This window comes from Gulosibacter sp. 10 (genome assembly GCF_900163695.1).
Classification (GTDB): Bacteria; Actinomycetota; Actinomycetes; order Actinomycetales; family Microbacteriaceae; genus Gulosibacter.
In genome coordinates, this window is record NZ_FUIC01000033.1 from 84157 (window position 1) to 101383 (window position 17227).

Annotated in this window: 17 protein-coding genes; 1 reads left to right on the top strand and 16 read right to left on the bottom strand. The window is 69.9% G+C overall.

What is annotated here, in order from left to right:
• Positions 1–232 precede the first annotated feature (232 nt).
• From FM112_RS12430 to FM112_RS12505, 16 genes are all read right to left on the bottom strand, one after another.
• Positions 233–763, bottom strand: a complete 531-nt coding sequence (locus FM112_RS12430) for a GNAT family N-acetyltransferase (RefSeq protein ID WP_087008021.1) — start codon at positions 761–763, stop codon at positions 233–235.
• 396 nt (positions 764–1159) lie between these two features.
• Positions 1160–2461, bottom strand: a complete 1302-nt coding sequence (locus FM112_RS12435) for an ATP-dependent RecD-like DNA helicase (protein ID WP_087008023.1) — start codon at positions 2459–2461, stop codon at positions 1160–1162.
• Positions 2458–4707, bottom strand: a complete 2250-nt coding sequence (locus FM112_RS12440) for a cytochrome c oxidase assembly protein (protein ID WP_087008025.1) — start codon at positions 4705–4707, stop codon at positions 2458–2460. The genes FM112_RS12435 and FM112_RS12440 overlap by 4 nt, the downstream gene beginning before the upstream one ends.
• Positions 4708–4788: 81 nt before the next feature.
• Positions 4789–5079, bottom strand: a complete 291-nt coding sequence (locus tag FM112_RS12445) for an HU family DNA-binding protein (protein ID WP_087008027.1) — start codon at positions 5077–5079, stop codon at positions 4789–4791.
• A 1274-nt stretch (positions 5080–6353) separates the two neighbouring features.
• Positions 6354–6659, bottom strand: a complete 306-nt coding sequence (gene rpsN, locus FM112_RS12450; RefSeq protein WP_087008030.1) for a 30S ribosomal protein S14 — start codon at positions 6657–6659, stop codon at positions 6354–6356.
• Positions 6660–6662: 3 nt separating this feature from the next.
• A complete protein-coding gene (rpmG, locus tag FM112_RS12455) occupies positions 6663–6833 on the bottom strand; it encodes a 50S ribosomal protein L33 (RefSeq protein ID WP_026937797.1) in 171 nt (56 codons plus the stop codon).
• Entirely contained in the window at positions 6833–7069 is a 237-nt protein-coding gene (gene rpmB / locus FM112_RS12460) for a 50S ribosomal protein L28 (RefSeq protein WP_087008032.1), read from the bottom strand. Before rpmB ends, rpmG begins: the two co-directional genes overlap by 1 nt.
• Before the next feature lie 282 nt (positions 7070–7351).
• A complete protein-coding gene (locus tag FM112_RS12465; protein WP_087008034.1) occupies positions 7352–7762 on the bottom strand; it encodes a Fur family transcriptional regulator in 411 nt (136 codons plus the stop codon).
• A 9-nt stretch (positions 7763–7771) separates the two neighbouring features.
• A complete protein-coding gene (locus tag FM112_RS12470) occupies positions 7772–8650 on the bottom strand; it encodes a metal ABC transporter permease (RefSeq protein WP_087008036.1) in 879 nt (292 codons plus the stop codon).
• Positions 8647–9684, bottom strand: a complete 1038-nt coding sequence (locus tag FM112_RS12475) for a metal ABC transporter permease (protein ID WP_087008038.1) — start codon at positions 9682–9684, stop codon at positions 8647–8649. The genes FM112_RS12470 and FM112_RS12475 overlap by 4 nt, the downstream gene beginning before the upstream one ends.
• The gene (locus tag FM112_RS12480; RefSeq protein WP_087008040.1) at positions 9681–10523 is read right to left on the bottom strand and encodes a metal ABC transporter ATP-binding protein; all 843 of its coding nucleotides are present in this window, start codon (positions 10521–10523) and stop codon (positions 9681–9683) included. Before FM112_RS12480 ends, FM112_RS12475 begins: the two co-directional genes overlap by 4 nt.
• A gap of 3 nt (positions 10524–10526) precedes the next feature.
• The gene (locus tag FM112_RS12485; RefSeq protein ID WP_087008042.1) at positions 10527–11582 is read right to left on the bottom strand and encodes a metal ABC transporter substrate-binding protein; all 1056 of its coding nucleotides are present in this window, start codon (positions 11580–11582) and stop codon (positions 10527–10529) included.
• Positions 11583–11947: 365 nt separating this feature from the next.
• On the bottom strand, positions 11948–13348 hold the full coding sequence (locus FM112_RS12490) for a dihydrolipoamide acetyltransferase family protein (RefSeq protein WP_087008044.1): 1401 nt from the start codon (positions 13346–13348) through the stop codon (positions 11948–11950).
• Between the two features lie 5 nt (positions 13349–13353).
• A complete protein-coding gene (locus tag FM112_RS12495; protein ID WP_087008046.1) occupies positions 13354–14337 on the bottom strand; it encodes an alpha-ketoacid dehydrogenase subunit beta in 984 nt (327 codons plus the stop codon).
• A complete protein-coding gene (locus FM112_RS12500) occupies positions 14334–15449 on the bottom strand; it encodes a thiamine pyrophosphate-dependent dehydrogenase E1 component subunit alpha (protein WP_087008048.1) in 1116 nt (371 codons plus the stop codon). The genes FM112_RS12495 and FM112_RS12500 overlap by 4 nt, the downstream gene beginning before the upstream one ends.
• Positions 15450–15611: 162 nt before the next feature.
• Complete coding sequence (locus tag FM112_RS12505; protein ID WP_087008050.1) at positions 15612–16709, bottom strand: histidinol-phosphate transaminase; 1098 nt, start codon at positions 16707–16709, stop codon at positions 15612–15614.
• A gap of 47 nt (positions 16710–16756) precedes the next feature.
• On the opposite strand from FM112_RS12505, the gene FM112_RS12510 reads away from it, so the two are divergent.
• Entirely contained in the window at positions 16757–17164 is a 408-nt protein-coding gene (locus tag FM112_RS12510) for a phage holin family protein (RefSeq protein WP_087008052.1), read from the top strand.
• The last annotated feature ends 63 nt before the right edge of the window (positions 17165–17227 follow it).

Genomic DNA, 17227 nt, shown 5'->3' on the forward strand with positions numbered 1-17227 from the left:
TGTGACGAACATCAGTGGGCGGTCGATCCGAACCAGATCGAGTTGAGAACCCCGTGGGGTCATGAAAGTAGTTACGTCCTGATCCCTGAGTTCGTGCGGCTCTAAGGCACAACGAGGCTGTGAGGCCAAAGCAGAGTCGGTTCAGCCGTATCGAGTGGCATATGGTCGGAGACTCGACCCCCCGGGTCTCCCCCACTCTCCGGATTCCGGTGCAAGACCGGACTACGAATGGCTAGAGCACGTACTCGAACAGGTGAAACTGGTTGAGGTCGGTGCCGTCATAGGTGACCGTGTGGCAGCCGAGATCGGTGAAGCCGTACCGTTCGTAGAGTTTCCGGGCGGGAATGTTCTCGACGTAGGTATCCAGACGCACGGCTCGGCAGCCTTGTTCGCGGGCAACCTCGAGCGTGGCATCCACGAGGAACCGCGAGACTCCCTTGCCAAGGTGGTCAGGAGCAACGCCGAGGGCATGCACGACGAGCACTTCCTCGGAGTTAGCGTCAATCGCCCACGCAGCGTCCTGGTAGGCGTCCACGGCGTCATGGTTGAGCACGACGACTCCCGCGATGTTCTCGTCCTCGTCCAGCGCAAGGTGGAGTTCCTCGGCCTCGACCCACGAGGCGACCTCTTCCGGGGTCGGGTGGTTCTCGGTGTGCCAGTGCGGATAGTCCACGGTCTCGGCCAGATGGTCGGTGATCTGCTGGTACGCCTGCTGCGCGGGAGCGGTGTCACTTGCCGCTGCGCGTCGGAAGGTCAAGGTCAAGGTCGGTCAGTTCCTTCGGGTCGGGCCTATGGCGCGACCATCACTGCCAGGGCACTGCCGTTCTGGGAGCGCGGAGCGTGGTCGCGTTCCAGGGCAAGACTCTACGCCTCCGATGCTCCCGGCCAACGGCGCGCGCACCAGGTTACGCAGAGAGGAGAAGCCCGCCGAGGATGTAAGACATATGCAGCATCCCCCCGGATGTGAGAGATACGCAGTACCCTGCCGAGAATGTGAGGCATACGCAGCACCCCGCCGCGAATGGGAGGCATACGCAGGGAAACCGCCGCACATTCCCGGCAAACGCCTCACATCCGCGGAAGCAACGCATCTCCCTCGCATCCGACAAGCCGCGACCCGTGCACGACAGCGGCCGCAACGCGCATCCCGCGGAGGCGCTCAGGACTGCAGGGCCGCGGCGGCGCGCTGCGCCTCCGCCACCTCGTGCATGAAGCGCATCACGTCCTCGTCCACGAAGATGTCGCGCGGCTGCAGCGGCCGAGAGAGGTAGAGCCCCTCGAGCGAGCGGATGCGCGAGAGCGCCACGTAGGTCTGCCCCGGCGAGAAGGCGCGCGCCCCCAGGTCGACCACCGCGCGGTCGTAGGTCTTGCCCTGCGACTTGTGGATGGTGACCGCCCAGGCGAGCCGCAGCGGGAACTGGTGGAACTCGCCCACGACCTCGCGCGTGAGCTCCTTCGTCACGGGGTCGTACTCGTACTTGAGCTTCTCCCACGCGATCGGCTCGACCTCGAACTCCTCGTCGTCGATCTCGACGTGCACCGTCTTGTCGATACGCGAGACCACGCCGACCGAGCCGTTGACCCAGCGGTTGTCCGTGTCGTTGCGCAGGAACATCACCTGCGCCCCCACCTTGAGCTCGAGCTCCTCGTCCGCCGGGAACGTGCGGGCGTTGCCGAAGTCGCCCATCACCTCGGCCGCCGCGGTCATCGACCGCCCCGGCAGCCGGTCGAGCTCGCGCGCGTTGATGCGCGAGACCGTGGCGTTCTTCGAGGCGAGCGTGATGATCCCGTCGTGCGGCGCCGGACGGGCGCCCACCTCGTTGAGCCGGTTCGCCATCGGCTCGGTGACCTTGCCGTAGCGCACCGCCGTGAGCAGCGAGCGGAACTCGTCGTCGTGCTGCCGGTGGATCTCGCGCAGGGTGTGGATGCGCAGCTCGGCCTCGCGCCACACGTGGGCGTCGAAGAACCACATCGAGCGGTAGTTGTCCTTCATCCACGCCCGCTCCTGCGGATCGGAGGGCGGCACGGGCGCGAGCTGGAACGGGTCGCCGAACATCACGACCTGCACGCCGCCGAACGCCTCCGCCTTGCGCTGCCGCGCCTGCCGCAGCGACCGGTCGATCGCGTCGAGCAGGTCGGCCGACACCATCGAGATCTCGTCGATCACGAGCGTGTCGATCGTGTTGAGCAGCTTCTTGACCTCGCGGTTCTGCTCGATCGGCTGATTGCCGATGATGCCGATCGGCAGCTTGAAGAGCGAGTGGATGGTCTGGCCGCCCACGTTCAGCGCGGCCACGCCCGTGGGGGCGCAGATGACGAGCTGCTTGCCCGTGTGCCACGAGAGGTGGTTGAGCAGCGTCGACTTGCCGGTGCCGGCCCGGCCGGTCACGAACAGGTGCTCGCGGGTGTGCTCGATCGCGTCGAACACCCCCTGCTGCTCGGGTGTGAGCTCCAGCGTCATCGCTCCTCGCCCCTTTCCTCGGCAGCGTCTCGTCGTTCTTCCGCGCTCGGCGCGGAGGATCCTGCGGCGCCCGCGCGGGGCGTCGCGGCCTCCGCCTGCCCGCCCCCGCGCCCGGCGGCGCGCTCCGAGGCCCGGTCGCGCTCCGCGAGCGCCCGGAGCCGCTCGTTGTAGGCGCGCAGCTCGGCGTCCGCATCCCGCTTGGCGCGGCGGTCCTCGCGCTTGGCGCGCTTCTCGTCGCTCTTCGCCCACTGCATCCCGACCAGCACGGCCAGGATGACCGTGGGGAACTCGCCGAGCCCCCACGCCACCGCGCCGCCGAGCTGCTGGTCGTCGAGCGCGGTCGCCGGGCCCCAATCGCGGCCCGTGGCACCGTACCACTCCGCGACGAGGAGCCCCGTGCCGGTCATCACCCCGAGACCGAAGAAGGCGTGGAAGGTCATCACGAGGATGAGGCCGATGAGGCGCGCGGGGTAGGGCGCCCGGGTGCGCGAGGGGTCGTCGCCGATGAGCGACTCGATGAAGAGGTATCCGACGATGAGGAAGTGCGCGATCATCCACATGTGGCCCACGTGGTCGTAGGTGGCCCAGCGGAAGAGCGGCGTGAAGTAGAACAGCAGCAGCGCGAGGGCGAAGTTGACCCCCGCGACGATCGGATGCGAGAAGAACAGCGCCCAGCGCGAGTGCACGAGGTGCAGCACCCACTCGCGCGTGCCCATCGACCCGTCGTCGCGCGGCTTGACGGCGCGCAGCAGCAGGGTCATCGGCGCCCCGAGCACGAGGAAGATCGGGATGATCATCGAGAGGATCATGTGCTCGGTCATGTGGAAGCTGAACATGAAGCGGCCGTAGACGAGCAGCGCGCCGTTGACGTTGTACAGCAGGATGAGGATGCCGAGCGCGAACGCCGCGATGCGCCACCAGGGCCAGCGGTCGCCGCGGCGGCGGAGGCGGACGACGCCGAGGAAGTAGAACGCGAGGCCGAGGAGGGACAGCGTCGTCCAGATCGGGTCGAGCTGCCATTCGGTGAGCAGCCTCGAGGGCTCGAAGGGCGGGGGCAGCGCCTCCCCCGAGAGCAGCTGCGCGGGCGTCGGCTCCGCGAGCTCCTCCGCGGTGATCTGCGGCTGCGGGCTCGGCGTGCGTCCGAGGGCCGCGGCCGCGCCCGCGACGGCGCCCATCACGAGCAGCTCGAGGCCGAGCAGCCAGGCCAGCGGCCGCGAGCCCGTCTCGCCGGCGTCGATGTTGGCGCGCATCCGGTCGATGAAGAAGCGGCGCTGCAGCACGCCGAAGCCTGCGAGCACGACCAGCAGCAGCGCCTTCAGCAGGGCGATGTGCCCGTAGCCGGTCGTGAACAGGCGCCCCCAGTCGCCGATGTTCACCCACGAGGCGACGAGGCCGCTCGCGCCGGTCACGATGCAGGCGATGAGCGCGAGCTGCGAATAGCGCTCCACGAGCGGCAGCCGGCGGCGGGGTGCGGCGCCGATCGCGAGGATGGAGACCACGACGAGGCCGCCGAGCCACACCGCGGCGCCGGTGAGGTGCAGCGTGATGCCGCCGACGGCCGTGGTGTGCAGCTCGGCGCCCGCGGCGTGGCCCATGGATGCGATGGGCCACAGCGTGAGCAGCGCGAAGGCCGTGGTCAGCGCGGTGCCCCAGCGGGAGCGGGCCGCGAAGACGAAGGTGGACAGCAGCGCGGCCATGACGATGGCCATGAGCCACAGCTGTCCCACCTCGAGGCTCGTGAGGTAGAACCACATGCCCTGGCCGAAGTCCGCGTCGAAGGAGAACTGCACGCCCGAGATGTCGAGGTAGGTGAGCAGCGCGGCGGCGACGGTGGAGACCGTCCACGCCGCGGCGCCGCCCTGCGCGAGGCTCATCGCGCGCTCGAACTCGGGCTCCTTGCGGCTGCATGCCCAGATGGCGACGACGAGGCCGCCCACCGCCATCGCGGCGGAGAGGTTGTAGGCGAGCCGGGATACGGGCAGCCCCCAGCGCACGACGGGGCCGGGGTCGCCCACCGCGAGCGGCGCGGAGCCGCCGCCGTAGGCGAGGGCCGCGAGCATCACGAGCAGCGCGACGAGGGCGAGGCCGGCAGGCCCCCAGGCGATGATCCGCTTCGTGCGATCGCTCCAGCCGGCGTCGGCGATGCGCTCGAGCCGCGCCGCGCCGGGGCCCTTCCTAGTGCCCTTGACCGCCGTGGTGCCGAGTCGCTCGGTGGCCGATGCAGGGCCCGGTTCGGACAAGTTCATGGTCGTTCCAGGGTACCCCGCGGCAGACGCGAACGGGCCATCCCGCATCCCGCGGAATGGCCCGTCGACGTTCGCGAAGAACTACTTCACGGCGTTCTTGAGCTTCGAGCCGGCCGAGATCTTGACGCCCTTCGAAGCGGGGATCTCGATCTCCTCACCGGTGCGGGGGTTGCGGCCGACGCGAGCGGCGCGCTCCGTCTGCTCAACCGAGAACCAGCCGGGGATGGTGACCTTGACGCCCTTGGCGGCGTTGGTCGCGAGCTGCTGGAACAGGGCGTCGAGCACGCCGTTCACGGTCGCCTGGCTCTGACCGGTCTCAGCGGCGATCGACGCGACGAGTTCGGTCTTGTTCACGGTGTTGTTGTCTGCCATGCGTGCCCTCCTCAGGACGCTGTACTCGCGAGTCGCGAGCACGGAGATTTACAGTTTCGGTCGCTCCGCTCGGCTCTTGGCCGACGGGCAACGTCGCCAAACTAGCACCAACCGCCTGCGATCCTTGCAAATATGCGGCATCTGGAGGAAAAACGACGGCTTTCCCAGCCTCCGCGACGGTTGCCGGCGGGGCCGGCGGCCCGCGCCGAGCGGCACGGACGTGCAGAACGGGTGCCGCGGTCGAGGCACGGAATACGCGTGCCGGAGGGGGTGCCGGACACCGGGTTCGCGTACCGGACGCGAGGCGTGCGTACCGGACGCGGGGACGCGAGTACCAGGCACGGAAAGGCGCGCGTACCGGACACAGGAAGGCGGCCTACCGGACACGAGAAGGCGCGCGTACCGCGGATGTGAGACGAATGCAGACTACGCGGCAGTCATACCCAGCATTTGCCTCACATCCGCAAGAGGAAGCCCCATACCCCTCACATCCGCAAGAGAAAGCCCCATATCCCTCACATCCGCAAGACGCAAATACAGGAGCCGGGCACGGGAACGCGCGTACCGGACACGGAAAGGCGCACATACCGCGGATGTGAGACGAATGCAGACTACGCGGCAGTCATACCCAGCATTTGCCTCACATCCGCAAGAGGAAGCCCCATACCCCTCACATCCGCAAGAAAAAGCCCCATATCCCTCACATCCGCAAGACGCAAATACAGGAGCCGGGCACGGGAACGCGCGTACCGGACACGGAAAGGCGCACATACCGCGGATGTGAGACGAATGCAGACTACGCGGCGGCCATACCCAGCATTTGCCTCACATCCGCAAGAGGAAGCCCCATATCCCTCACATCATCGGGAGGAAGCCCCATATCCCTCACATCAGCGGGAGGAAGCCCCATATCCCTCACATCTGCAAGAGGAAGCTGCGCATCCCTCACATCCGCGGAACGCGAAGACGGGAGCCGCGGCGCAGGGACGCGGATGCAGGGGCACTGACACAGAGACGTGAATACATGGGCTCGGGCCGAGGGATGCGGGCGGAGGCGCGCGCGGATGCGCCCGCAGGAGCTCCTCGCCGGGGCCGCCCCTGGAAACGACGAACGGCGAGCACCTGAGGTACTCGCCGTTCTCGTGCGGGGCACGGCCCCGGCACGCCGCTCCGCGCGGATGCGGAGCGCTCCGGAGCCGTCCGCCCGGCCCTGCGGGCCCGTGGCCGGCTCGGCCCCGCGGGGCGACGGCCGGTTCAGCCCTGCGGGCCGGTGGCTACCAGCTCGACTTGGTGATGCCGGGCAGCTCGCCGCGGTGCGCCATCTCGCGGAAGCGCACACGCGAGATGCCGTACTTCGAGAGCACGCCGCGGGGGCGGCCGTCGATGGCGTCGCGGCTGCGGACGCGGACGGGCGAAGCGTCACGGGGAAGCTTCTGGAGTGCCACGCGGGCCTCCTCGCGCGACTCGTCGGTCCCGTTCGGGTCGATGAGCTGCTTCTTCAGCTGCAGGCGGCGCTCGGCGTAGCGGGCGACGATCTCCTTGCGCTGCTCGTTCTTTGCGATCTTGCTCTTCTTCGCCATGTCTTAGCGCTCCTCGCGGAATTCGACGTGCTTGCGGATTACCGGGTCGTACTTCTTGAGCACGAGGCGGTCCGGCGTGTTCCGGCGGTTCTTCTTGGTGACGTAGGTGAACCCGGTGCCCGCGGTGGAGCGGAGCTTGATGATCGGGCGAACGTCCTGGCTCTTCTTGGCCATTAGAGCTTCACACCCTTCTTCTGCAGGTCAGCGACGACGGCGTCGATGCCACGGGCGTCGATCACCTTGATGCCCTTGGCCGAGACGTTGAGCGTCACGGTCTTCTTGAGCGAGGGAACGTAGAACTTCTTCTTCTGGATGTTCGGGTCGAAGCGACGCTTGGTCCGTCGGTTCGAGTGCGAAACATTGTGACCGAACCCGGGAGTGGTTCCGGTCACCTGGCATACTGCTGCCACGGTGTCTCCTTCAATACCGCAGCACCCGTGAGAGTGCTGCCCAAGATCTCTTGCCTGCGCCGAGGTCCGCGGGATTGCGGTTCGTGCGCGGTGTCGTCCGGAGGGAGCCCCGAACGCACCAGCTGAATAGCTTACGCAGTGCGGCGACCCCGCACAAGAGCGGATTCCGGGCGTGTCGCGCCGGGCGGAGCGGATGCCGCGGGATCGGGCGACGCGACCGTGAAGCTCGCCGTCGCGGGCCCGGCGGATGCCGCGGGCCGTGGAAGCGGGTCGGCCGGCGGCTCAGGCCGCCGAGCACTCTCGGCAGAGGCCGAAGAGGTCGAGCGTGTGGCTGATGTCCGTGTAGCCGTGCTGCGAGGAGACGCGCTCCGCCCACTGCTCGACCACCGGGTCGGTGATCTCCTCGGTCGCGCCGCAGCGGCGGCACACCAGGTGGTGATGGTGGTCCTCGGTGCGGCAGTACCGGTAGTGCTCGCCGTCGGCGTTGCGCATGGTGTCGGCCTCGCCCTGCTCCGCGAGGTTCGCGAGGCTGCGGTAGACCGTCGCGAGGCCGATGCGCTGATCCGCGTCCTCGAGGATGCGGTGGAGCTCCTGCGCCGTCACGAACCCCTCGTGCTCGCGCAGCGCCTCGCGCACGGCTTCCCGCTGCCACGTGTTGCGGCGCTGCGGGGCCGAGCTGCGGGTTTCCTTCATGCGGCAAGACTACCCGCGGACCGCCTCCGATGGTTGCGTGTTCGCTCGGGGCTCGACGCCCGACTCGGCGTCGCGGCGGCCTGCCCCGGCCCGGCCGCGGAGGCCCTTCGCCGCGCGCGACCAGAGCAGGGCGAGGACGAATACGCCCGTGGCCGCTAGCGCCATCGAGCCGCCGGCCGCGATGTTCCACCAGCGCGAGGCGTAGAGGCCGAAGACGGCCGCGAGGATGCCCAGGCTCATCGCGAGGGGCACGAGCAGCTGGATGCGACCGGTGAGCAGGCGCGCGGCCGCGGCGGGCGCCGCGATCATCGCGATCGCGAGCACGGAGCCGATCGCCGGCATCGTGGCGACCACGGTGCCGGTGATGAGCAGGAGGGTGAGGACCTCCATCCTCGCCTCGCGGAAGCCCGCGGCCTCGAAGCCGGCGCGGTCGAAGGTCGAGAAGAGCATCTGCTTCCAGAGCAGCCCGATCGCGATGATCGCGATGACGAGCATCCCGGCGATGATCGCGACGTTCGCGGGCGAGATGCCGAGGATCATGCCCGTGAGGAACGAGTCGACCCGGGTCTGCAGCTGCGGGTTGAGCGAGTGCAGGAAGGTGCCGAGCGCGTAGCCGAAGGACAGCACGATGCCGGCGGCGACCTGTCGGCCCTGCCGGCGGATGCGGCCCAGCACGAGCATGAGCGCGACGAGCAGCAGGCCCATGGCGGCCGCGCCCACGACGATGTTGAGGCCGAGCAGCGCGGCGGCCACGCCGCCCGGGAAGGTCGCGTGCGTGAGGGCCACCGTGAAGAACGCGCGCTGTCGCAGCACGACGATCGATCCGACGAGCCCCGCGAGCGCGCCGACGAGCACTCCGGCCAGGAGCGCCATCGAGAAGACGGTCATGCGCGCGCCCCTTCCGTGCCGGCCGCCGCGTCGGGCGCTCCGGCGACGGGTGCGCCCGCCCCGGGCGATCCCGCATCCGCTTCGGATGCCTCTGCCGCCGCGCCGGTCGCGGCGTCGCGCACGGCGAGGCGATCCGCGAGCTCCGGCCCGGTGAGCGGCGCGAATCCGCCGCGCGTCCGCCGCCGGACCAGGGTCGTGAGCGCGCTGATGCCGGCGACCACGAGGTAGATCGCGACGAGGCACAGCACCAGCACGCCCGAGGGGGAGATCGCGAGGGAGGCGTCCACGGCGAGCCAGTAGCCGCCGACGAGTCCCGCGACGCTGCCGAGCAGCGCCGTGACGAAGGCGATGGCGAGGATCGCGGAGAGCCGGCGCGAGAGCAGCCTGCCCACCGCGGCGGGGACGATGAGCAGGGCGAGCACGAGCAGGTTGCCGACCGCGCGGGAGGCCGCGACCACGACGAGCGCGATCGCGAGGTTGAGGGCGAGCTCGTACGCGAACACCCGCATGGCGGAGGCCTCGGCGCCGCGCCGGTCGAAGGAGATGAACACCTGCTCCTTCCACGTGAACACGACGAGCAGCGCCGCGATGCCGCCGAGCACCGCGATGACGAGGACATCGCCCGTGCCGATCGTGAGGAGCTGGCCGAACAGCAGCTGCTCGACCCCGGTGGAGTAGGTCGTGGTGCGCGAGACGATCACGATGCCCAGCGCGAAGCAGCCCGCGAGGAGCACGGCCGTGCTCGCATCCGTGCCGGCGCCGCGGTTCGTCGCGATCGTGAGCAGCACGGTCGCGACGAGCGCCGCGATGATGGCGCCCACGTAGATCGTCTCGCCCCCGCCGAGCGCGAGGCCGATCACGACGCCGGGGAAGACGGCGTGCACGAGCCCGTCGGAGACGAACTCGAGGTCGCGCAGGTTGAGCGCGACGCCGACGAGCGCGGCGCAGGCCGCGAGCAGGCCGAGCGCGATCGCCGCCTGCTGCATGAAGGGCGCGCCGAACATCACGTCGATGCCCGTGAGGGTGGCGTTCACAGGCCGGACCTCTCGGGGGTCGGCAGCGGATGCGGATGCGCCACGAGGTCGTCGTGCGTGTCGAAGTGGCCCGCGGACTCGCCGAAGGTCTCGGCGACGTGCTCGGGCGTGAGCGTCTCGTGGATGGGCCCGAAGGCGATCTGGCGCCGGTTGATGAGGAGCACGTGCGAGCAGACCTGGTGCGCGAGCTCGAGGTCGTGGGTGGAGACGACGATGCCCACGCCCTCCTCGCGGAGCTCTCGGAGCGTCCGCATGAGCGCCTGCCGGCTCGTCGTGTCGAGCCCGTTGAAGGGCTCGTCGAGCAGGAGCATCCGCGGCTGGGTCACGAGCGCGCGTGCGAGCAGGCCGCGCTGCTGCTGGCCGCCCGAGAGGTCGCCGAAGCGGCGGTGGGCCCGGTCGGCGAGGTCGACTCGCTCGAGGGCCGCATCCACCGCCTCGCGGTCGGCGCGGCCGGGCCAGCGCAGCGGGCCGAGTCGCCGGTAGCGGCCCATCATCACCACCTGCCGCAGCGAGACGGGGAACTCGGGGTCGATCTCATCCGTCTGCGGCATGTAGCCGATCTCCCGGGCGGCCCGGCGCGGCGAGCCGCCGAGCACGCGCTCGGCGCCGGCGATCGGCCGGACGAGGCCGAGCAGGCTCTTGAGCGTGGTCGACTTGCCGGATGCGTTGGGGCCCACGAGCGCGAGCGCCTCGCCCTCGCGCACGGCGAGATCGAGGCCCGTCGCGGCCGGCGTGCGGCCGTCGTAGCTGAGCGTGACGTCGCGGAGCTCGGCGAGCACGGCCGGCTGCCCGGACTCCCGCTCGCGCGCCTCCCGCCCGTCGGATGCGGCCTGCGCCATCGCCTAGGCCCCCTGCAGGTCGGCGGGCACCTCGGTCGCGCTGCCGCCCCAGGAGTCGAGGAGCTGCGTGGTGTTGTGGATGGTGGCCTGGATGTAGGTGGCGCCGGTCGAGCCCTCCTCGCCGAGCGCGTCGGTGTAGAGGGCGTCCTCGCCCGAGTAGACCTTGACGCCGGCCTCGTTCGCGATGGATTCGGCCGTCGCCGGGTTGAGCTGGGTCTCGGTGAAGACGGCCTGCACGCCCGATTCCTCGATGTTCTTGACGAGCAGGTTGATCTCCGCGGCCGAGGGCTCGGCGTTGTCGTCCCAGCTGGGCATGACCGAGCCCACGAAGGTGATGCCGTATTCGACCTCGTAGTAGGTCAGCGCGTTGTGGTTCGTCACCAGAAGGCGCTCGTCCTCGGGAATCGTATCGATGTTGGCGGCGATCCACTCGTGCAGCTCGTCGAGCTTGCCCGTGTAGGCGGCGCCGTTCTCCTCGTAGGTGCCGGCCCGCTCGGAGTCCGCGGCGGCGAGCTCGTCGACGACGGTCTCGACCATCGTCGCGGCCACCAAGGGGCTCGTCCAGATGTGCGGGTTCGCCTCGCCGTGATCGTGCGCCTCGGCGCTTTCCTCCTCGGCGGTCTCGCCCTCGTGGCCGTGACCCTCCTCGCCGTGCTCGTGGTCGTCGCCGCCCTCGATGATCTCGGCGGGGTCGATGTTCGTGGAGGCATCGATGCGCACGCCGTCGAAGCCGGAGGAGTCGAGCACTTCGTCGAGCCAGGGCTCCTCGAGGCCCATGCCGTTGAAGATGACGACGTCGGCATTGCGGATCGTCTCGAGGTCGGCGGCGTTCGCCTCGAAGTGATGAGCGGAGCCGTTGGGCTTGAGCAGGCCGGTGATCTCGGCCTCGGTGCCCTCGGTGATGTTCTCCGCGAAGTCGGTGAGCTGCGTCGTGGTGGTCACGATCTGCAGGCCGTCGGATGCGTCGAAGCCTCCGCCGGCGCCGGTGCATCCGGCGAGTCCGATGGTCGCGGCGATGGCGGATGCGCCGCCGATGATGATCCGCGTGAGCTTGCGCACGGCGTTCCTTACTAGTCGGAAGATCGATGGAGCCGCGGCGCCCCTCCCGAACTCGAGCGCCAGCCAACTAACGATAACCGTTCTCAGAACATCGGCGCAAACATTCCGCCGAGGGCGAAGCCGGGCGGCTGTCCTCGTGCACAGCGTCGAGCCGCTCCAGCACGGAGCCCAGCAGCGCCGACAGCGTCAGTTGGTGCATAGACGATCACCGTGCAGCGGCAACGCGTGCCGGGCGGCGGAAGTGGCGAAGGCGAGCCGATGCCCCTAGTAGGTCCGGCCGTCTCCACCACCGCGAGCGCCTCAGCAGAGGCCGTTGCCGTCGCCCCGCGAACGGTACCGCAGAACGATCTCCCCGGGTATCACCGCTAGTCGAGCAGCAGCGCGGGCTCCTCGACGATGCGCGCCACGTCCGCGAGGAAGCGCGAGGCCACGTCGCCGTCCACGAGGCGGTGGTCGAAGGATGCCGCGAGCGTCGTCACCTGGCGCACATGCACCTCGTCGTTGACGACCCACGGCTTGGGCCGCACCGTGCCGAAGGCGAGGATGCCAACCTCGTTCGGCATGAGCACGGGCGTGCCCGAGTCCATGCCGAAGACGCCGATGTTCGTGATCGTGAACGTGCCGGCCTGCTGGTCCGCGGGCGGGGTCTTCCCCTCGCGCGCCGTGATCGTGAGCTGCTCGAGCGCTCCCGCGAGCTCCCGCATGCTCATGTCCTGCGCGTCCTTGATGTTCGGCACGAGCAGGCCGCGCGGCGTGGCGGCCGCGATGCCGAGGTTCACGTAGTGCTTGATGGTGTACTCCGCGTCGGTCCACGTCGCGTTCACCGTCGGGTTGCGGCGGATGGCCCACACCACGGCCTTGGCGACCAGCAGCAGGGGCGAGACCTTGACGCCCGCGAAGTCGGGCGAGTTCTTAAGCCGTTTGACGTACTCCATGGTGCGCGTCGCGTCCACGTCGACGAACAGGCTCACGTGCGGCGCCGTGAACATCGACTTCACCATGTTCTGCGCGATCTGCTTGCGCACGCCCTTGACCGGGTGGCGCTCCTCGCGCTCGGCGCCGGGGGCCGGGGTCTCGAGGTTCGTGAACAGCTTGGCCTGCTCGGCGTGGCGGATCACGTCGTCGCGGGTGATCTCGCCGGCGAGCCCGGTGCCCTGCACGGCCGCGAGGTCCACCTCGAGGTCGCGCGCGAGCTTGCGGATCGGCGGCTTCGCGACGATCGGATAGGCGGATGCGGCGGGCACGGATGCCGGGCGGGCGGGCTTGGCCTGCCCCGCGACGCCGGCCGCCTCGCGCTCGCCCGCGGTCGCGGGCTTCGTGCGCCCGGCGACGGTGCGGCGGCGGCCCGAGCGGCGCGAGGACGCGCTGGGGGCGGCGCCGTAGCCGACGAGGTTCGCGCCGCCGTCGGTGTCCACGGTGCTCTGCGCGTCGCGCTCCGCCTCGGCGAACTCCTCCGAGGTGCGGCCGGGGTGGCCGTCGCCGTCCGGGTCCTCGGGGTCGTCGATGACCTCGGCGCCGGGCGAATCGGCCGTCTCGACGGTGAGCAGCGCGGAGCCGACCTCGACCGTCTCGCCCTCGCCCGCGAGCAGCTCGTGGATGGTGCCCTCGAACGGGCTCGGCAGCTCGACGAGCGATTTGGCGGTCTCGATCTCGACGAGGACGTCGTTGACCTCGACCGCGTCTCCGGGCTTCACGCGCCACTGCACGATGTCGGCTTCGGTCAGACCTTCTCCCACATCGGGGAGCGGGAACTCAATGGCCATCAGGACTCCTAGTAGTCGAGCGTGCGGTCGATCGCGTCGAGCACGCGGTCCACATCGGGCAGGTATTGCGTCTCGAGCCGGGCGGGCGGGAACGGCACGTCGTACGCGCTCGCCCGCAGCACCGGCGCCTCGAGGCTGTAGAAGCAGCGCTCCGCGATCCGCGCGGCGATCTCGCTCGCGAGCGAGATGTTGCCGGGGGCCTCCTGCGCCACGACCGCGCGGCCGGTCTTGCGCACCGATTCGAAGATGGGCTCGTAGTTCACGGGGGCGACGCCGCGCAGGTCGAGCACCTCGACCGAGACGCCCTCCTCCTCGGCGAGCTGCGCCGCCTGCAGATTCATCGTGGTCTGGGCGCCGAAGCCGATGAGCGTCACGTGCTCGCCCTCGCGCGCCACGCGGGTCTCCCCCATGTCGGCGCTCGGCGCGGCCGTGTCGACCTCGCCCTTGGGCCAGTAGCGGCTCTTCGGCTCGAGGTAGACGACCGGGTCGTCGCTCTCGATGGCCTGCTGCAGCATCCAGTAGGCGTCGTTGGGGTTCGAGGGCGACACCACGCGCAGGCCCGGCGTGTGCGCGAAGTAGGTCTCGGGGCTCTCCTGGTGGTGCTCGATCGCACCCACGTGGCCGCCGTAGGGGATGCGGATCACGACCGGCAGCCTGACCGCCCCGTGGGTGCGCGCGTGGAACTTCGCGAGCTGCGAGGTGATCTGGTCGAAGGCCGGATACACGAAGCCGTCGAACTGGATCTCGCAGACCGGCCGGTAGCCGCGCATCGCGAGGCCGATCGCCATGCCCAGGATGCCGGACTCGGCCAGCGGGGTGTCGAAGACGCGGTGCTCGCCGAAGTCGCGCTTGAGGTGCTCCGTCACGCGGAAGACGCCGCCGAGGGTGCCGATGTCCTCGCCGAGCAGCAGCACCTTGTCGTTCTTCTCCATCGCGGCGCGCAGACCGGCGTTGATCGCCTTCGCGAGCGGCATCGTCTGGCGGTCGTTCATGCGTCCTCCTCGAGCGAGGCCTCGAAGTCGAGGAAGGCGAGGCGCTGCTCCTCGATGAGCTCGTGCGCCTCCGCGTAGGGATGCGTGAATATGTCGATCGGATCGGGGTCGGGCAGCGCGAGCGCGCGGCGGCGGATGTCGGCCGCGTAGTCCTTCGCCTCGGCCTCGATGTCCTCGAAGAAGGAGCCCTCGTCGCCCTGGTCGCGCAGGTAGCGCTCGAGCCGCTGGAGCGGGTCGCGGTCGCGCCAGTACTGCTCCTCGTCGCTCGTGCGGTACTTCGTGGGGTCGTCGCTCGTGGTGTGCGCGCCCATGCGGTAGGTCAGGGCCTCGATGAATCGCGGGCCGCCGCCGGCGCGGGCCTCGTCGAGGAACTGGCCCGAGACCGCCCAGCTCGCCATGACGTCGTTGCCGTCGATCTGCACCGTGGGGATGCCGAAGCCGTCGGCGCGGCGGTAGAGGGGCACGGGCGACTGCCGGCTGACGGGCACGGAGATGGCCCACTGGTTGTTCTGCAGGAAGAAGACCTCGGGGGCGTTGTAGCTCTTCGCGAAGACGAGCGCCTCGTTGAGGTCGCCCTGGCTGGTGGCGCCGTCGCCGAAGTAGACGATCGTCGCCTCGTCCTCCTCCGGGCCCGCGGCGCCCACCTTGCCGTCGAGCAGCTGGCCGACGGCGTAGCCGGTCGCGTGCAGCGTCTGCGAGGCGATCACGAGCACGTAGTTGCGGAAGTTGCGCTCCTGGGCGGGGTCCCAGCCGCTGTTCGTGACGCCGCGCAGCAGGGCGAGGATGCGCACGAGGTCGAGCCCGCGCGCGAAGGCCACGCCGTGCTCTCGGTAGGAGGGGAAGATCGCGTCCTGCTCGCGCGCCGCGAGCCCGGAGCCGACCTGCGCCGCCTCCTGCCCCTCGGCGGGCACGTAGAGCGCGAGCTGCCCCTGCCGCTGCAGGTTCGTGCCCTCGCGGTCGAATGCGCGCACGAGGCGCATCTGCCGGTACGCCGTGCGCCAGAGCTCGTCATCGGCGCCGCGGACGCGGTCGACGAACGGCTCGAACGCCGGGGTGGGCGCGAGCTTTCCCTCGGGCGTCAGGATCGACGCGAAGTCTTCGGTTGCAGTCACTCGGGCGACACCTTCCAGGGGTTTGTTACAACTTGCCCAGTCTAGGGCGTGAGCGCGGGACGGCCTGCGGTTTTCCTCCAGCGGCACGGGGGCTTTCCTTGTGAGGTCCCACAATTTCTCGCCGGCGCTCGCCGTCTCCGAACCCTTCCCGCGGCAACGCGCTCACTCCTCGCCGGGCTCGGAGCGCAGGTACGGATACCGTTCGATGGCGCGCCAGCAGGCCGCGAGCAGCGGCGTCACCGACTCCTCCTCGGCGATGGTGACGCGGATGCCGTCGCCGGGGAACGCGCGGGCCACGATGCCGCCCTCGCGCAGGATCGCGTCGACGCCCTCGGTCTGCTCGCCGCAGGGCAGCCACACGAAGTTCGCCTGGGTCTCGGGCACGTCCCAGCCCTGATCGATGAGCGCGCGGCGCACCTCGTCGCGCCGCGCGGTGATCTCGTTCACCCGGGTGCGCACGGCCTCGGGCTCCCGCATGACCGCGAGCGCGGCGGCCTGCGCCTGCGCCGAGATGAGGAAGGGGATGGCGGTGGTCGTGAAGGCCCCGAGGATGCCCGGGTGGCCGAGCATGTAGCCCACGCGCATGCCGGCGAGCCCGTAGGCCTTCGAGAAGGTGCGGGCGATCACGAGGTTCGGGTGCTCGGCGAGGATGCGCGTCGCGTTGAGCGCGCCGGGGTCGGTGACGAACTCGATGTAGGCCTCGTCGGCGATGACGAGCAGGTCCTCGGGCACGCGATCGATGAAGCGCTCGAACTCCTCCTGGCCGACCGCCGGGCCGGTGGGGTTGTTGGGGCTGCAGACGATGACGAGCCGGGTGCGGTCGGTGATCGCGTCGAGGATGGCGTCGAGGTCGAGCGAGCCGTCGGCGCGGATGGGGACCCGCACGCTCGTGGCGCCGGCGACGGTGACCATGCCGGGGTACGCCTCGAAGGACCGCCACGGGTAGATCACCTCGTCGCCGGGGCCCGCGGCCGCGGCGACGGCCTGGTAGAGGAGCGATACGGAGCCGGCGCCGACGAGCACGTTCTCGGCGGCGAGGTCGTAGTGCTCGGCGAGGGCCTCGCGCACGGCGCCGGCGGATGCGTCGGGGTAGCGCTGCATGCCGTCGACCCGCTGCGCGGCCTCGAGCACGCTCTTCAGGGGCGGGAAGGGGACCTCGTTCGAGGAGAGCTTGAAGGACTTCGCGGGAGCGGGCTTTCCCTGCTGATACGCGCGCTGCGCGAGGATCTCGGGACGGAGCTTCACCGGTGCGTCTGCCATGGGCAAAGTCTACGGTGCCTTTCATCGAGCCGCGCAAGAATGGGCAGATGCGCTTCCTCGCCTCGACCATCCTGAACGCGGTCGCCCTGTGGCTGACCACCCTCATCCTCGGCGCCGGCATGACCGTGACCGCCTACGAGGGCACCGACCTCGCCCTCGTGGTCACGTACCTGCTGCTCGCGCTCGTCTGGGGCCTGATCAACTCGGTGATCGGCAAGATCGTCCACGTCATCTCGATCCCGCTCTACTGCCTGACGCTGGGGCTGTTCGCGCTGATCGTGAACGGCTTCCTGTTCTGGCTCGTGACCTGGGTGAGCGGCATCCTCGGCTTCGGCCTCACCGTCGAGGGCTTCGGCTGGGCCATCGGCGGCGCGCTGCTCATGGGCCTGTTCTCGGCCATCCTCAACGGCATCTTCGGCACCCGCCGCCCGCGCGAGCCGCGCCGGGAGGACTAGGCGCTAGGTGTACCCGGTCAGGAGGTTGGTCGTACTCGGCTGGTCGGTGGGTTACCGCCGAGG